Source organism: Cellulosimicrobium sp. KWT-B (assembly GCF_002127155.1).
In the GTDB taxonomy this organism is placed as follows: domain Bacteria; phylum Actinomycetota; class Actinomycetes; order Actinomycetales; family Cellulomonadaceae; genus Cellulosimicrobium; species Cellulosimicrobium funkei.
Window position 1 is genome coordinate 728,200 of record NZ_NEDO01000002.1, and the last position, 14,830, is coordinate 743,029.

The 14,830-nt window shown below is 69.7% G+C and carries 13 protein-coding genes; 4 read left to right on the forward strand and 9 right to left on the reverse strand.

The genetic code is table 11. The features are described from left to right. Positions 1–95: 95 nt before the first annotated feature. Positions 96–1,016, forward strand: coding sequence for a D-alanine--D-alanine ligase (locus B9L22_RS09420; protein ID WP_076404571.1), 921 nt, complete (start codon positions 96–98; stop codon positions 1,014–1,016). Between the two features lie 1,503 nt (positions 1,017–2,519). Here the strand turns inward: B9L22_RS09420 and B9L22_RS20015 are convergent. From B9L22_RS20015 to rpmH, 9 genes are all read right to left on the reverse strand, one after another. Then, positions 2,520–2,696: a hypothetical protein gene (locus tag B9L22_RS20015; protein WP_158097184.1), complete on the reverse strand. Its 177-nt coding sequence runs from the start codon at positions 2,694–2,696 to the stop codon at positions 2,520–2,522. A gap of 467 nt (positions 2,697–3,163) precedes the next feature. Beyond that, positions 3,164–4,531: a ParB/RepB/Spo0J family partition protein gene (locus B9L22_RS09425; protein ID WP_143317217.1), complete on the reverse strand. Its 1,368-nt coding sequence runs from the start codon at positions 4,529–4,531 to the stop codon at positions 3,164–3,166. Then, the gene (locus tag B9L22_RS09430) at positions 4,528–5,700 is read right to left on the reverse strand and encodes a ParA family protein (RefSeq protein ID WP_369824820.1); all 1,173 of its coding nucleotides are present in this window, start codon (positions 5,698–5,700) and stop codon (positions 4,528–4,530) included. The genes B9L22_RS09425 and B9L22_RS09430 overlap by 4 nt, the downstream gene beginning before the upstream one ends. 114 nt (positions 5,701–5,814) lie before the next feature. Then, positions 5,815–6,477 carry a 16S rRNA (guanine(527)-N(7))-methyltransferase RsmG gene (rsmG, locus tag B9L22_RS09435; RefSeq protein WP_086150126.1) on the reverse strand — a complete coding sequence of 221 codons (663 nt, stop codon included), beginning with the start codon at positions 6,475–6,477 and terminating at the stop codon, positions 5,815–5,817. Positions 6,478–6,885: 408 nt separating this feature from the next. Beyond that, on the reverse strand, positions 6,886–7,413 hold the full coding sequence (locus B9L22_RS09440) for a R3H domain-containing nucleic acid-binding protein (protein ID WP_086150127.1): 528 nt from the start codon (positions 7,411–7,413) through the stop codon (positions 6,886–6,888). A gap of 39 nt (positions 7,414–7,452) precedes the next feature. Further along, positions 7,453–8,544 carry a membrane protein insertase YidC gene (gene yidC, locus B9L22_RS09445; RefSeq protein ID WP_086150128.1) on the reverse strand — a complete coding sequence of 364 codons (1,092 nt, stop codon included), beginning with the start codon at positions 8,542–8,544 and terminating at the stop codon, positions 7,453–7,455. Between the two features lie 60 nt (positions 8,545–8,604). Beyond that, the gene (gene yidD / locus B9L22_RS20740) at positions 8,605–8,940 is read right to left on the reverse strand and encodes a membrane protein insertion efficiency factor YidD (protein ID WP_021479903.1); all 336 of its coding nucleotides are present in this window, start codon (positions 8,938–8,940) and stop codon (positions 8,605–8,607) included. Continuing rightward, positions 8,937–9,305, reverse strand: a complete 369-nt coding sequence (gene rnpA, locus B9L22_RS09455; RefSeq protein WP_031315171.1) for a ribonuclease P protein component — start codon at positions 9,303–9,305, stop codon at positions 8,937–8,939. Before rnpA ends, yidD begins: the two co-directional genes overlap by 4 nt. A 6-nt stretch (positions 9,306–9,311) precedes the next feature. Next, positions 9,312–9,449, reverse strand: coding sequence for a 50S ribosomal protein L34 (gene rpmH / locus B9L22_RS09460; RefSeq protein WP_034225701.1), 138 nt, complete (start codon positions 9,447–9,449; stop codon positions 9,312–9,314). A 545-nt stretch (positions 9,450–9,994) separates the two neighbouring features. Here rpmH and dnaA point away from each other — a divergent pair. The 3 genes from dnaA (at position 9,995) to gnd (ending at position 14,830) form a co-directional block, all read left to right on the forward strand. Further along, entirely contained in the window at positions 9,995–11,416 is a 1,422-nt protein-coding gene (gene dnaA, locus B9L22_RS09465) for a chromosomal replication initiator protein DnaA (RefSeq protein WP_043651559.1), read from the forward strand. Between the two features lie 1,291 nt (positions 11,417–12,707). Further along, positions 12,708–13,838, forward strand: a complete 1,131-nt coding sequence (gene dnaN, locus B9L22_RS09470; protein ID WP_034651929.1) for a DNA polymerase III subunit beta — start codon at positions 12,708–12,710, stop codon at positions 13,836–13,838. A 53-nt stretch (positions 13,839–13,891) separates the two neighbouring features. Next, the gene (gene gnd / locus B9L22_RS09475; RefSeq protein WP_034651935.1) at positions 13,892–14,830 is read left to right on the forward strand and encodes a phosphogluconate dehydrogenase (NAD(+)-dependent, decarboxylating); all 939 of its coding nucleotides are present in this window, start codon (positions 13,892–13,894) and stop codon (positions 14,828–14,830) included.

Genomic DNA, 14,830 nt, shown 5'->3' on the forward strand with positions numbered 1-14,830 from the left:
CCGACAGCACGACCTCGACGGACGCGCAGCGTCCTGACCAGCACCTTCACCTTCTCCGGCCCGACGACGACGTCCCCCCGGGCGGGCACGTCGCCATCCTCGCGGGCGGTCTCTCGCACGAGCGCGACGTCTCGCTCCGCTCCGGGCGCCGTGTCGCGGAGAGCCTCCGCGCGGCCGGTCTCGAGGTGACCGTGCACGACGTCGACGCCGACCTCCTCCCCTTCCTCGAGTCCGCACGACCCGACGTCGTCTGGCCGCTCCTCCACGGTGCCAGCGGAGAGGACGGTTCCATCCGCGACGTCCTCGAGCTCGTCGGCGTGCCCTACGTCGGCACCGGTCCGCGCGAGAGCCGTGCGGCCTGGAGCAAGCCCGTGGCGAAGAACGTCGTCCTCGGGGCCGGCCTGTGCACCCCGGAGTACGTCACCCTCCCCCAGAGCCTGTTCCGCGAGCTCGGCGCCCAGCCCGTTCTCGACGCGGTCGTCGCACGCCTCGGGCTGCCGCTCGTCGTGAAGCCGACGCATGGCGGGTCCGCGCTCGGCGTCACGCTCGTCGAGCGAGCCGACCAGCTTCCTCGCGCCATGGTGGACTGCTTCGCCTACGGCGAGGTCGCACTCATCGAGCAGGCCGTCCGCGGTGTCGAGCTGGCCGTGAGCGTCGTCGACCTGGGCCGCGGTCCGGAGGCCCTGCCGCCGGTCGAGATCGTCACGACGGGCCCGTACGACTTCGACGCACGCTACAACCCGGGCCGCACCGAGTACTTCGCGCCGGCACGGCTCGACGACGACGTCCTCGGCGTCGTCCGCGAGGTCGCCGTCCGGGCCCACTCCGCGCTCGGTCTCCGCGACCTCTCCCGGACGGACGTCATCCTCGACGCTGACGGGGTCGTGCAGTTCCTCGAGGTCAATGTCGCGCCGGGGATGACCGAGACCTCCCTCCTCCCCCAGGCGGCACGGGCTGCCGGACTCGATCTCGGGCACCTCTACCGGTCTCTCGTCAACGCGCACGTCCGGCACTGATTCCTTTCCGCCTGGGAGACCGGCGCCGCTGTTTCACGTGAAACAGCGGCGCTGTTCGTTTTCGGCCCACTCCGGCGGGACTGGTGAGCGAGAGCCACGGCGATGCCACGGCCTGCCGCGGCCGAGTTGGCGGGTGCGTTGGCCTGACGGGATGGCACCGACTGATGCGACCCCACCCCGACCTTGGCGCAGATGCTCGTTCCCCGGCCGACCCGCGTTCCCGTCATGACCTCGTACGGAGAACTACGCGCCCTTCCGACAGGTCGGGTCAGGATCGCCGACAGGCGCGTCGTTTCACGTGAAACACCCCCGATGAGACCGGCCGACTTCGAGCGGACCCACTCTACGAGCAGTCGGCCCGGCGTCGCCCGCGCGTCCCCCCGGCCGGCGTTCCCGGACCCGCGCCCATGGACTGTGCGCCGCACGGCGTCGCGCTTGCGGAGCGAGGAGACGTCTGGCTCGCGTGGACGCACCTGTGTCGTCTCATTCTCCGAAGACGGAGACCTTTCTCACCCACGGCGACGCGCACGGTGCAACGGAGCCACGGAGGCGAAGGTGTCGGCTGGGCGGAGGTTCGCCCGTCCCGATGCGTCACGTCGCTGACCGTCCACGACTGCCGCGGGGCCAGGATGGTCGCGAGGGGGAAGAGCGAGCCTCACGCGGCGGGCTTCCCGACCCAGGCACTTCTGACCTCCCCTGCATCCAGGTCCACCCCGGTGATCCTGGCGGCGCATCACGGGAGCCCTCCCCTCCCCCGGTGCCGGGCTGTGGCCTCCAGCCCCGCCGATGCGTCGCGCGCCCTGGCGCTTCACCTGCGGAGCCGGACGACGCGGTGCGGGTAGGTGCGCGGCGTCCAGCCCAGCCGCATCGGACGGTGCCACGACCTTCCGATGTTCCACGTGAAACAGCAGTCACGGCGCGTGAGCGAAGGGCGCCGCGTTGTCCGGCCCGCGCGCGTACCGACCAACCGCGGCGCCGCTGTGTTCTCACGAGAGGACTCCGGCGGACCGTCCACCGGCGCCCGAGGTCGGCCGTGGTGCATGGCAACGGCATCGAGCGGCGTCGGCCATCGAACCGTGAGCGACAGCTCTGCGGCCCATCGTCGAAGACCCGAGGGCCGCCCCGCTCACGGGCCATCCCGTTGGCAGAGCATCTGCGCGGTGTCGGGGCTCCTCGGTCTCCGGCGCAAAGACCAGCGAGGCGCAGCCCCGCACATCGACCCGTTGGCAGGGTGCCAGAGCGGCCACATCACGGAGCGCTTGATCTGCCCAACGTCTCCGGGGCGGTTTGGCCTCGCCTCCGACGCGCGCGCCTCCGAGCGGAGAGCGCCGCGGGCCTACGCTGCCTCGACGATGAGCCGGCGCTGCAGCGTATGAGGAGCTCGGCGTCGACCGTCTGCTTGCTCGCCGTCGTGGAGCGGATCAGCAGCCACGTCGTCCCGGACATGTTCCACGTGAAACACGTCGCGACCACAGCCTGCTCCGTGGTGAGGGTCTCGACTCCCTACGCGAGGAGGAACGCGGCGAACGGCGACGGCGTCGGCCCGAGCCGGGGCGCCACGACCTCGCGCGCGTACGCGATGCGGGCGCTCCCGGCGAAGCGTTCGGCGAGGCCGGGTCCGCCGAGCCGCGAGCGCTCCACGGCGTACGACCGCGCGCGGCCGCTGGTCTGCCGTTTCACGTGAAACACCCGCCCTTCCCTCCCGGCGGGAACCATCACCGTCGCGTGCACACAATGCTCGAAGGGAGTGACCGAAGGCCGGCCATCGAGACACGGCCGTCCTCGGCAGCGAGGCGTTCCAGCACACGCCGAACAACCTCGTGCTTCACACGGCGGTCTTCCCTCCCCCCTTCTCCAGGCGGGTGGGCTCTAGATGCGCAGTTCCCACCACGCACCACGGGCACAGCGCGTTGTGGCGACCGGCCGACAGGGGTTGCGGGCAATGTGACTCAGAGACGCGCGCCCGTGAGGCCGGCTCGGGCGTCTCACCGTAAGAATGCGGAGCAGACGAGGTGCGGCCCGTCCTCCCGACAGGCCAACGGGGCGGGTGCACTCGCCGTATGGCGTGCGCACCCGCCCCGCTAGGTGATCCCGCGAGCCGACGCTGGTCGACGCAGCCGCGCCCACAACACCGGCGCGATCGTCGTCTACTTCCGCAACAGACCCGGATCGTCGGGCGCCATGACATCGAGGATGCGGTTGAGGTCCTCGACGGAGGCGAACTCCACGGTGAGACGGCCCTTGTTCTTGCCCAGGTCCACCTTGACGCGCGTCTCGAAGCGGTCGGACAACCGATGCGCGAGCTCGTCGATCGCCGCGGACCGCTGTCCGGCCCGAGGAGTTCGCGGCGGGCGACGCTCCCCGTCCAGACCGCCCATCGCGACGATCTCCTCCGTCGCCCTCACGGAAAGGCCTTCGGCGACGATGCGCTGCGCCAGGCGCTCGATCTCCGCACCGTCCGTGAGCCCCAGGAGCGCCCGGGCGTGTCCTGCCGACAGCACTCCGGCAGCAACCCGACGCTGTACCAGCGGAGGCAAGCGCAGCAGACGCAGGGTGTTCGAGATCTGCGGACGGCTTCGCGAGATGCGGTCCGCCAGCTCCTCGTGGGTGCAGCCGAAGTCGTCCAGAAGCTGCCGGTACGCGGCCGCCTCTTCGAGGGGATTGAGAGCACTGCGGTGCAGGTTCTCCAGGAGCGCGTCGCGCAGCAGGTCGGCATCGTCGGTCTCACGGACGATAGCCGGGATGACATCAAGACCCGCTGCCTGCGTCGCGCGCCAACGGCGCTCGCCCATGATCAGCTCATACGCGCCGGACTCCCCCGGCACCGGGCGCACGACGATCGGCTGGAGCACGCCGATCTCCCGGATGGAACCGATGAGCTCGTCGAGCTCGCCCTCGTCGAAAACGGTGCGCGGCTGCCGCGGGTTGGGTCGGATGGACGAGGTCGGGAGCTCGGCGAACCGCGCGCCCGGAACGGGCACCAGGTCGTCGGCGGCCCCACCTGCCCACTCCTCCACGCTGGTCGATCCCGCAGGTGAAGAGGCACCAGTCTCCGTTTCGGAGATCTGCTCATCGCCCGCCTTCGGGCTGGAGCCCGACATCGTTTCACGTGAAACCGTGCCCGTCGTCACCGAGTCGATCGTCGCCTGGTCTGTCGTCGCCTGGTCTGCCGTCGACGAGTCGCGAGTCCGCGCCAGGCTCGCGCTCGAGTCGGCGGTGTCCCCCGCCGCCACAGCATCCAGCTCAGCGAGGTCCGCGTCCGAGAGCGAGGTGAGGGACGCGAGGTCAGCGGGCCCGGCGTCCGCGTCCGCCACCAGAGTCGTCAGACTCGACGTGGCTGCCCCCTCCTTGGCCTGCTGGTCGACAGAACTCTCTGCGGCGCCGGCCGTCTCGTGGTGCTTCGCCTCGTCCGTGGCAGGGCTCGGGAAGAAGACGTCGACGGGCCGCCTGCCCTCGGAGCTCGTCGGGATCAGGGCACCTAGTCCTCGACCGAGCCCTCGGCGCTTCTCGCTCATCGCTGTTCCTCCTGCCGCAGGCCGGGACCACCGATGGTGCCGGCGAACTCATGATCGTGGTGAGACGTGGAACCGGAATGTGCTGACCCCGGAGGGTCCTGGGGTGGCCGCAAGTCGGCGTTCCGTTGACGGTCCTCGCTCGCCCCCTCGTCGCTGCGGTTCTCCGTTCGCTGCGTGAGCTCGCGGGCCGCTTCGAGGTACGCGAGAGCCCCCGTCGAGCCCGGGTCATAGGTCATGACCGTCTGCCCATGGCTCGGGGCCTCCGAGATGCGCACGGAGCGCGGGACCGTCGTGCGCAGCGTCTGCTCCGGGAAGTGCTCGCGGACTTCGCTGGCGACCTGCTGCGCCAGGTTCGTCCTACCGTCGTACATGGTGAGCAGGATCGTCGAGACATGGAGCCCCGGGTTGAGGTGCGCCTTGATCAGTTCGATCGTCTTGAGGAGCTGGCTCAGGCCTTCCAGGGCGTAGTACTCGCACTGGATCGGGATGAGCACTTCCCGACCGACCACGAAGGCATTCACCGTCAGGAGGCCAAGGCTCGGGGGACAGTCCACCAGGACGTAGTCGATGGGTTCGAGGCCGTCGCGCTCACGCTGGGCGAGATACTCGTCGAGCGCACGACGAAGCCGTGTTTCACGTGAAACGAGCGACACGAGCTCGATCTCTGCACCCGAGAGATCGATGGTCGCCGGGACGCACCAGAGGGTGGGGATGTCGGGACACTGCTGCACCGCACTCGCCAACGGGTCGCCATCGACGAGAACCTCGTAGACCGACGGCGTCCCTGCACGATGCTCGACGCCGAGAGCGGTCGACGCGTTTCCCTGGGGATCGTTGTCGATCACCAGGACGTTGAGCCCGGCCATCGCCAGCCCGGCGGCGAGGTTCACCGTCGTCGTGGTCTTCCCGACGCCGCCCTTCTGGTTCGCGACGGTGATGATCCGGGTGGTCACCGGTCGGGGGAAGCGACGCCCGTGCAGGTCGATCCGACGGCGAGCGTCCTCCGCGAGCTGGGCCGCCAACGGCGTCGACTCGTCGGCGACGGGAAGACTCGCCATCAGCGCTGCCCGGCGGTCGTCCTCGGTTCCCATGCTCCGATCGCCCTCCCCGTCGTGGGAGAGCGTCACCTGCTCCTCGGAGCCGTCGGGGCCCACAGGGCTCTGCGTCACGCGTCTCATCCTCTCCGTCGTCGCCTCTCAGCATCCGCCGTGCGCCATGGCTTTCGACGGATCTCGGGGCCGAGATCGGGCGTGTCGCTCACGCCCTCGGCACCCGTCCCCAGATCAGCGTGATCCAGTCTGCCGCACGATACGAACGACCGTCGTGGTCTCCACGCCGGGGAGCGTCGGTGCCTCGATGATCTCCGGCTCCGACCCCTTGAGCTTCCGCAGGACCTTCCGCGCCGGATCGATCTCGCGACTCACGTTGCGACCCTTGAGAACGATCATCTCTCCGCCGGGTCGAACCAGCGGGAGCGACAGTCGCGCGAGCTTGTCGAGTGCAGCGACAGCTCGTGACGTCACCGCGTCGCACTCGAACGCCCCGTGATACTCCTCGGCCCGTCCTCGCTTGACCTCGATGTTCGGCAAGGAGAGGTCCTCGGCGATCTCCGTCAGCCAGGCGCAGCGTCGCTCCATCGGTTCGATGAGGTAGACGGTGGCGTCCGGCCGCATGGCGGCGATCACGACGCCCGGCAGGCCGGCGCCCGATCCCACGTCAGCGATCAGCCCGGTCCTGGGCAGGAAGGGCACGACGGCGGCCGAGTTCAGGATGTGACGATCCCAGATGCGCGGAACCTCCCGCGGACCGATGAGACCGCGCAGCTCGCCTTCGTTCCGCAACCGTTCGGCGAACTTCTCGACGACGACGAACGAGTCACCGAAGTACTCGATCAACGCCTCCCGGGGGATGTCCGGCTCCTCGTTGCCTGCGGCCTCGTGCTGCATCGGGTCGTCTGCCTCCTCGTGTGCGAACGCCTCATCGTTTCACGTGAAACGACGTGGAGCGTGCGCGGCCCACCGAGTGCGGAGCGAGGTAAGACGCGCTCCGACCACGGTCCCGCACGTTCCGAGGATCGTCGTCACGCTTCTCCTCGCCGACCCGAGGAACGGCGGTCGTCGCGACGTAGCGAACGCCGTCTATCAGGGCATCGGCCCGGGACCGCACACGCCCCGCCACCGGCGCTCGCCGCGCCCCGCATCTCCTGTGCGGCTCCCCTGCCGGCGGGATCGTCAGCAGCTACGCACCCAGAATCACTCGCACCTCGTGGGCAGTTGCACACCCTCAGGAACGCACTTCGCCCCGCGTTTCACGTGAAACGCGGGGCGAAGAAGCGGTGGAGTCGTCCGGCGGTGTCAGTCTGCCGGGTAGATGACGACGTAGCGCTGCGGCTCGACACCCTCCGAGTCGCTCCGCAGCCCGGCTGCGGCCACGGCGTCGTGGATGACCTTGCGCTCGAACGCGTTGAGCGGTTCGAGCGAGACCTTGGCGCCCTCGGCACGCACGCGCTCGATCGCCTCTGCGGCCTGCGCCGTGAGCTCACGACGGCGGCCCGCACGGAAACCGGCGACATCGAGCATGAGGCGGCTCCGCTCCCCCGTCCTGGCCTGCACGGCGAGGCGCGTCAGCTCCTGCAGCGCATCGAGCACCTCGCCGTCGTCGCCGACGAGAGAGCTCAGAGCGGCGGGGTCGTCCGCGACGATCTCGACAGCGGCCCGGTCGTGCTCGACGTCGATGTCGATGTCACCGTCGAGGTCCGCGATGTCGAGGAGCTCCTCGAGGTAGTCCGCCGCGATCTCCCCTTCTTCCTCGAGTCGGGTGGTCTCCGGGGCGGATTCCTCGGTGGACGTCGCGTCGGGCGCGGGCGTCTCGGTAGGCGTCATGCGTTGCTCCTCACGGCACGTGCGCGCTCGGGCGCAGGTCTACTTCTGCTTCTTCTTCTTGGGCGCGGGCTTCGACGCGCCGGTACCCGACCCGCCCTTCGCGGCACCGCCCGGTGTCGGCTTGTCCGCCGGGGCGTCCTCCACCGGGGCATCCTCCGGGGTGGTCGCGGACACCGTCCCGACGGGACGAGGGGCGCTCTTCTGGCGGTCCTTGCGCTTGGGCTGCTGACGCTGGCCGCGAGGCTGCTCGATGACCGGCGTCGCGTCCTCGACGACGCCCTTCGCCGCACGCTTGCGCGCCTGACGCTCCTTGAGGAGGCGCTCCGCCTCAGAACCGGGGGCCGGCATACGTCGGATCGTGTAGAACTGCTGCCCCATCGACCAGAGGTTCGTCGTGGTCCAGTAGACGAGGACACCGACGGGGAAGTTCACGCCGGAGACGGCGAAGATGAAGGGGAAGACGTAGAGCATCATCTTCTGCGTCGAGGCCATCGGGCCCTCGAGAGCGGCCTTCGGCATGTTCTTCATCGTCAGCTGTCGCTGCGTGAAGAACGTCGTCGCGCACATCGCCAGGATGAGCACGGCGATGACGATGCGGGTCTGCAGGTCGTCCGTCTGGAGGAAGACGTCGGAGAGCTTGGCGCCGAAGACCGACGAGCTCTCGATGTCGCTCGCCACCGAAGCGTCGATCGGTCCGATGCTGTCGCGCGAGTACGTACCGTCCGAGATCGGCTTCAGCGAGTTCAGCACCCGGAAGAGTGCGAAGAAGATCGGCGACTGGAGCAGGATCGGCATGCACGAGGCGAAGGGGTTCGTCCCGTGCTTGCGGTAGAGCTCCATCGTCTCGCGGCTCATGGCCTCACGAGACGCGGGGTCCGTCTTGCCCTTGTACTTCTTCTGGATCGCCTGCATCTCGGGCTGCAGCAGCTGCATGCCGCGCGAGGCCTTGATCTGCTTGAAGAACAGCGGGATCAGCAGGATGCGGATGATGATGACCAGGCCGACGATCGACAACACCCAGGCGGGCCCCGGACCATCGGAGAACCCCAGGAACGTCAGCCCCTGGTGGCAGAAGTACATGATCCAAGCGACTACCCACTCGATCGGGTAGAGAAACGCGAAGAAGTCCATCCGTGACTGCTCCCTCAACTTCAGACAAAGCGTGTGAAAGCCCGTTTCCCGGGCAGCGGGCTAGTGCGTGTGTCGTGCCGGCGGAACATCGTCGACCCCACCGAGGCTCCAGGGGTTGCAGCGCAGCAGCCGCCAGAGGGCGAGGCCCGTTCCGCGCAGGGCGCCGTGACGACGCACCGCCGTGAGGGCGTACTGGGAGCAGGACGGGTAGTACTTGCACGTGGGCCCGGTCATCGGGGAGATCACCGACTGGTAGGCCCTGATCATGCCGATCAGCGTGAGGGCGGGGACCCGGCGCAGCAGGTCGACGACCCGGCGGACGATGCCGCGCTCGTCGGTCCCCGGCTCCTCGGGCGAGGACGGCGCAGGGACGCGCGGCGGGTGGGTCGTCGTCATCGACGCTCGCCCGCTCGCTCGTCGAGCCGACGGGTCGCACGCACGAGACCGCTGTCGAGGTCGGCGCTGAGCTCCTCGAAGGAGGCGAGCGCCGCGCCGGGAAGCGCGCGGACGACGGCGCGCCCGTGCGCGGGCAGCACGGAGAGGCGCGACGCCGTGGCGGCGCGCAGTCGGCGCTTCACGAGGTTGCGGTGCACCGCGTTCCCCACTGCCTTGGAGACGACGAAGCCGACCTGCGGCTGAGCAGCGCCCTCGGGATCCTCCGAGAGGTGCACGACCACGGTCGACCTACCAGCACGCACGCCGCGGCGCACCGCCCGCTCGAAATCGACGGAACGGCGCAGTCGGTGCGCCGCGGGGAGCACGTGCGATCAGGCAGAGAGCTCGGTGCGGCCCTTGCGGCGGCGGGCAGCCAGGATGGCGCGGCCGGCGCGGGTCCGCATGCGCAGCCGGAAGCCGTGGGTCTTCGCCCGGCGCCGGTTGTTCGGCTGGAAGGTCCGCTTGCTCACGAGGTACTCCAAGAACGTCGGGGAGGTACACCGTCTATGTCCTCGACGATGCAGTGACAGGCTCCGGTTGGCTCCTGCCGGTGGTTCGGGTCGTGCGCCGGGCGGTCCCCCGCCCGGTCACCGCTCAGGCGCGCGGACCGGATGGCCATTGCTGGGGGCACCGGGTCCTCGCAGGGAGTTCCTGACGTGAGGCCTCGCGTCGAGTTTCCTCCACGCGGGCGCGCCAAGAACACCTGGAACGGCTGTCTGACGTTACGCTGCGCGACCCCTCCGGGTCAAACCACGACGGGTGACCTTCGCCGCGTGCGACGATGGCGCGGCGTCGTCCCGGATCCCGGCATCCTGCCGGTGAGAGCATCCTCACCCTACAACCCACAGCCTGTGGACAACTATGTGGATGAGGGGTTCCCGTGGCACGATCGACCCCAGCATCACCCCATCCGTGACCTTACTCCTCGTCGGCGCAGCCCCGCCCGGCCCGTCAGCGTGCTCGACGGCCGGAGCTCTGCCCGGCGCACGCTGTCGACCCCCGTGAGGAACTGCCCGTGGCCAACCCGGACGAGAACATCGCCGACGTCTGGGCACAGACCCTGAGCATCCTCGAGGCGAGCCCGGACATCACCCCGCGGCAGATCGCGTTCATCCGGCTGGCCAAGCCGCTCGCGATCCTGGACGACACCGTCTTCATCGCGGTCCCCCACGAGCAGACCCGCACGTACCTCGAGACGCGCGTCCGCGACGAGCTGGTGACCGCGATGTCCTCCTGCCTCGGGCGCGACGTCCGGTTCGGCATCACCGTCGACCCGGAGCTCAGCTCCGACCCCGTCCTCGCGCCCGCGTCGCGGCCGGCGGTGGAGCGCCCCTACATCGAGCCCGACGACGTGCTCCTCCCGGACCTGCCGGCACCTCCCCCGCCGCGTCCCCAGGCCGAGCCGAGCCGGCTGAACCCCAAGTACGTCTTCGAGACGTTCGTCATCGGCTCCTCGAACAGGTTCGCGCACGCGGCCGCGGTCGCGGTCGCCGAGGCACCCGCCAAGGCCTACAACCCGCTGTTCATCTACGGGGACTCCGGCCTCGGCAAGACGCACCTCCTGCACGCGATCGGGCACTACGCCCACAACCTGTACCCCAACGTGCGCGTGCGCTACGTGAACTCGGAGGAGTTCACGAACGACTTCATCAACTCCATCGGCGAGGGCAAGGCCGGGGCGTTCCAGCGGCGCTACCGCGACGTCGACGTGCTCCTCATCGACGACATCCAGTTCCTGCAGGGCAAGGAGCAGACGATGGAGGAGTTCTTCCACACCTTCAACGCGCTGCACAACGCCAACAAGCAGGTCGTCATCACGTCCGACCTGCCCCCCAAGCAGCTCAACGGGTTCGAGGACCGCCTGCGCTCCCGGTTCGAGTGGGGCCTCATCACCGACGTCCAGCCGCCGGACCTCGAGACGCGCATCGCGATCCTCCGCAAGAAGGCGTCGAGCGAACGCCTCGCCGCTCCGGACGACGTGCTGTCCTACATCGGGTCGCGCATCTCGACGAACATCCGGGAGCTCGAGGGCGCGCTGATCCGTGTCACCGCGTTCGCGAACCTCAACCGCCAGCAGGTCGACCTCCCGCTCGCGGAGATCGTGCTGAAGGACCTCATCACCGACGAGGACAGCGCGGAGATCACCCCCGCCGCGATCATCGCGCAGACGGCCGCGTACTTCGGCCTGACGATCGACGACCTCTGCGGCAGCTCGCGATCGCGCGTCCTCGTCACCGCTCGCCAGATCGCGATGTACCTGTGCCGCGAGCTCACCGACCTGTCGCTCCCGAAGATCGGGCAGCAGTTCGGGGGCCGCGACCACACGACGGTCATGCACGCGAACCGCAAGATCACCGAGCAGATGGCCGAGCGCCGCTCCACGTACAACCAGGTCACGGAGCTCACGAGCCGGATCAAGCAGCAGCACCGCGGCTGAGGCGGCGCGACCGTGCCCGGACGGTGCTGCTCTGGCACACGTCGCGGTCGGGCGTCGCGGCCGGGCTCTCTCGCGTCGCACCGCACGCCCCCGGTGGCCCTCCTCGTCACGCGCCCCGGTGGCCCTCCTCGCCCTGCGTCGAGCTCGGACGATCCACGTCCATCACGTTCCAGGTCTCTGCCCGGAGATTCTCGTCACCCCCCGCGGAGCGGGTCCGAGATCACCGAGATCCCTCGGCGACCAGGCCGATCTTCTTCCGGCTGTCGAGCCTCGTCGCGACGCGACGCCGTCCGACGACCCCGGGCGGACCGGACGCGCCCCTCCCCGAGCGACGTGTCATCGGGGTCGTCCACCGCCGCTGGAGGGTCTCACCAGCTCCCGAAGACCCTTCCTCACCGGTCTCGCGTGCTGTCCACAGGGTTGCCCACTGCGGTGCCATATTCTGTGGATATCGGCTCCACGCGCCCACGCGACTACCCAGCCACGGTCGTGAACGACACTCGTACACAGCATGTGGGTGGAGTTGTCCACAGTCATCCACAGGACTCCTGTGGGTATTCACATCCGCGGAATACAGACGACGACGGTGGACCACAGGGTCTCGTGTGTCGCGACAAATCCTGACAACATCATGGTTTTCCCCCCGAAACCTGTGGACGGAGATCCTCGTACACACCCTGTGGACGGCCCACCCGCACCGGGGATGTGCACAGTTCTGTGGACAGCTGTGGACGAAGGCCCTCTCGGTGTGGACGGGGCACCCTCGATCGGTGGACGACGTGTGGGGACAGATCGGCCGCCCACAGGCGCCGCGACTTTCCCACACTGGGCTCACCGGTTCGTCCACACGCATTTGTGCCCTCTGACCTGGGCGGACACCGGTTTTCCACGAGATCCACAACCCCTATGACGACGACGAAAGTGTTCTCAGAGGGGAAATTCCACACGCCTTCATCAGGCTCCGGCGGCCGACGGTGCGACCTGTGCTCCACGAGCCTGCTCCCGATCCTCGTCGAGCCGCGGCGAGGGCGCGACGTCGGCGGAGACCGCCGTCGGGCCTCCGTCCCCAGGCCTGCCGTTCCAGTTCCTCCCACCCGCCTCCTCGCGTAGGGTTCATGCACGACACGTGTGCGCGGACCTGCGACCCGGCACCTCGTGTCCACAGCGGCAGACCTGTCCGGTGGACGAGCGAGGACGAGCGGCCCCGACGGCGAGCCCGGCGTCGCGGCGAAGCAGGGCGGCACATGTGAAGATCGGGTCCGACCGAGACGTGGGGACGAGAGGGTGTGGGATGAAGTTCCGGGTTGAGCGTGATGTCCTGGCCGACGCGGTGACCTGGACGGCGCGAACCCTGCCGACCCGCCCGCCCGCGCCCGTCCTCGCCGGGGTCCGGCTCGAGGCCGACGCGTCGGGGACCATCGGGCTGTCGAGCTTCGACTACGAGGTCTCGGCCCGCTCCGAGATCCCCGCCGAGGTCAGCGAGCCCGGCACGGTCCTCGTCTCCGGCCGGCTGCTCGCCGAGATCTCCCGGGCGCTGCCCGCGAAGCCCGTGGACGTCGTTCTCGAGGGCAACAAGGTCACGGTGACGTGCGGCGCGAGCCGGTTCACGCTCCTCACCATGCCGGTGGACGAGTACCCGGCGCTGCCCGCGATGCCCGAGCTCTCCGGGACCGTCTCGGGCGACGAGCTGACGAACGCCGTCGCGCAGGTCACGGTGGCGGCGAGCCGCGACGACACGCTCCCCCTCCTCACGGGCGTGCGCGTCGAGATCGAGGGCGAGAAGATCACGCTCCTCGCGACGGACCGGTACCGCCTCGCCCTGCGCGAGCTCACCTGGACGCCTGTGACCCCGAGCTACTCCGCCGTGGCCCTCGTGCGCGCGCGCACCCTCAACGACGTGGCGAAGTCCCTCGGCGGCTCGGGTCTCGTCAACATCGGGCTCAACACGGGCGCAGGCGTGGACCTCATCGGCTTCGAGGCCGGGGGCCGTCACACGACGTCGCAGCTCGTCGACGGCGACTACCCCGCGGTCCGCCGGCTCTTCCCGGACGAGACGCCCATCCACGCCGTCGTCCCCACCGCCCCGCTCATCGACGCCGCCAAGCGCGTGTCGCTCGTCGCCGAGCGCAACACGCCGATCCGTCTGTCCTTCACGGACGGGCAGGTCGTCCTGGACGCCGGGCAGGGCGACGACGCGCAGGCGTCCGAGGCGCTGGAGGCGGTGCTCGTCGGCGAGGACATCTCGGTGGCGTTCAACCCGCAGTTCCTCCTCGACGGCCTCGGCGCGCTCGGCACCGACTTCGTGCGCCTGAGCTTCACGCACCCGAACAAGCCGGTCGAGTTCACGGGTCAGGACTCCCTGGACGGCGAGGACTCGTCCCACTACCGCTACCTGCTGGTGCCGATCCGCTTCGCCGGCTGACCCCGACGGAGCCGGACGGCTCGCACCGCACCACCGCACCCCGGAGGACTCGTATGGTCACGCGCATCGGCCTCGTCGGCCTCGGCAAGATGGGCAACAACATGCGGGCGCGCGTCCGCGCCGCCGGCATCGAGGTCGTCGGCTACGACCCTCGTCCGGAGGTGTCCGATGTCGCGACGCTCGCCGACCTCGTGGCCGCGCTGCCCGACGACGGCCCGCGCATCGTGTGGGTCATGGTCCCGGCGGGCGACGCGACCCGCGGCGTGGTCACCGAGCTCGGCGGCCTGCTCGGCGAGGGCGACTTCGTCATCGAGGGCGGGAACTCCTACTACGCCGAGGACCAGGCGCGGGCGGCGGAGCTGGCCGAGAAGGGCGTCGGCTACCTCGACGTCGGCGTCTCGGGCGGCGTCTGGGGCCTCGAGAACGGCTACGGGCTCATGGTCGGCGGGGACCGGACGTACGTCGAGGCGGCCATGCCGGTCTTCGACGCCCTGCGTCCCGACGGCCCGCGCGAGGAGGGCTTCGTCCACGCGGGCGAGGTCGGTGCCGGGCACTTCGCGAAGATGGTCCACAACGGCATCGAGTACGGGCTCATGCAGGCGTACGCCGAGGGCTACGAGCTCCTCGCCGCGAAGAGCGAGCTCGTCAAGGACGTGCACGGCACGATGAAGGCGTGGACCCGTGGCACGGTCGTGCGCTCGTGGCTCCTCGACCTCTTCGTCAAGGCGCTCGAGGAGGACCCGCAGCTCGCCGCGATCGACGACTGGGTCGACGACTCCGGCGAGGGCCGCTGGACGGTCGACGAGGCGATCGACAACGCCGTCCCGCTGCCGGTCATCTCCGCCGCCCTCTTCGCGCGCTTCGCCTCGCGCCAGGAGCAGTCGCCCGCGCTCAAGGCCGTCGCCGCGCTGCGCCAGCAGTTCGGCGGGCACGCGGTCAAGGCGGCCGGTCCGGCCTCCCCGGGAGCCGGGCCGCTCGAACCCCCGGCCTGA

Excerpts from the sequence above, each read along its gene's own strand:
- dnaN (WP_034651929.1), top strand. The coding sequence starts at position 12,708 with ATGAAGTTCCGGGTTGAGCGTGATGTCCTGGCCGACGCGGTGACCTGG.
- yidD (WP_021479903.1), bottom strand. The coding sequence starts at position 8,940 with ATGACGACGACCCACCCGCCGCGCGTCCCTGCGCCGTCCTCGCCCGAG.
- rsmG (WP_086150126.1), bottom strand. The coding sequence starts at position 6,477 with ATGCAGCACGAGGCCGCAGGCAACGAGGAGCCGGACATCCCCCGGGAG.
- yidC (WP_086150128.1), bottom strand. The coding sequence starts at position 8,544 with ATGGACTTCTTCGCGTTTCTCTACCCGATCGAGTGGGTAGTCGCTTGG.
- B9L22_RS09425 (WP_143317217.1), bottom strand. The coding sequence starts at position 4,531 with ATGAGCGAGAAGCGCCGAGGGCTCGGTCGAGGACTAGGTGCCCTGATC.
- gnd (WP_034651935.1), top strand. The coding sequence starts at position 13,892 with ATGGTCACGCGCATCGGCCTCGTCGGCCTCGGCAAGATGGGCAACAAC.
- B9L22_RS09440 (WP_086150127.1), bottom strand. The coding sequence starts at position 7,413 with ATGACGCCTACCGAGACGCCCGCGCCCGACGCGACGTCCACCGAGGAA.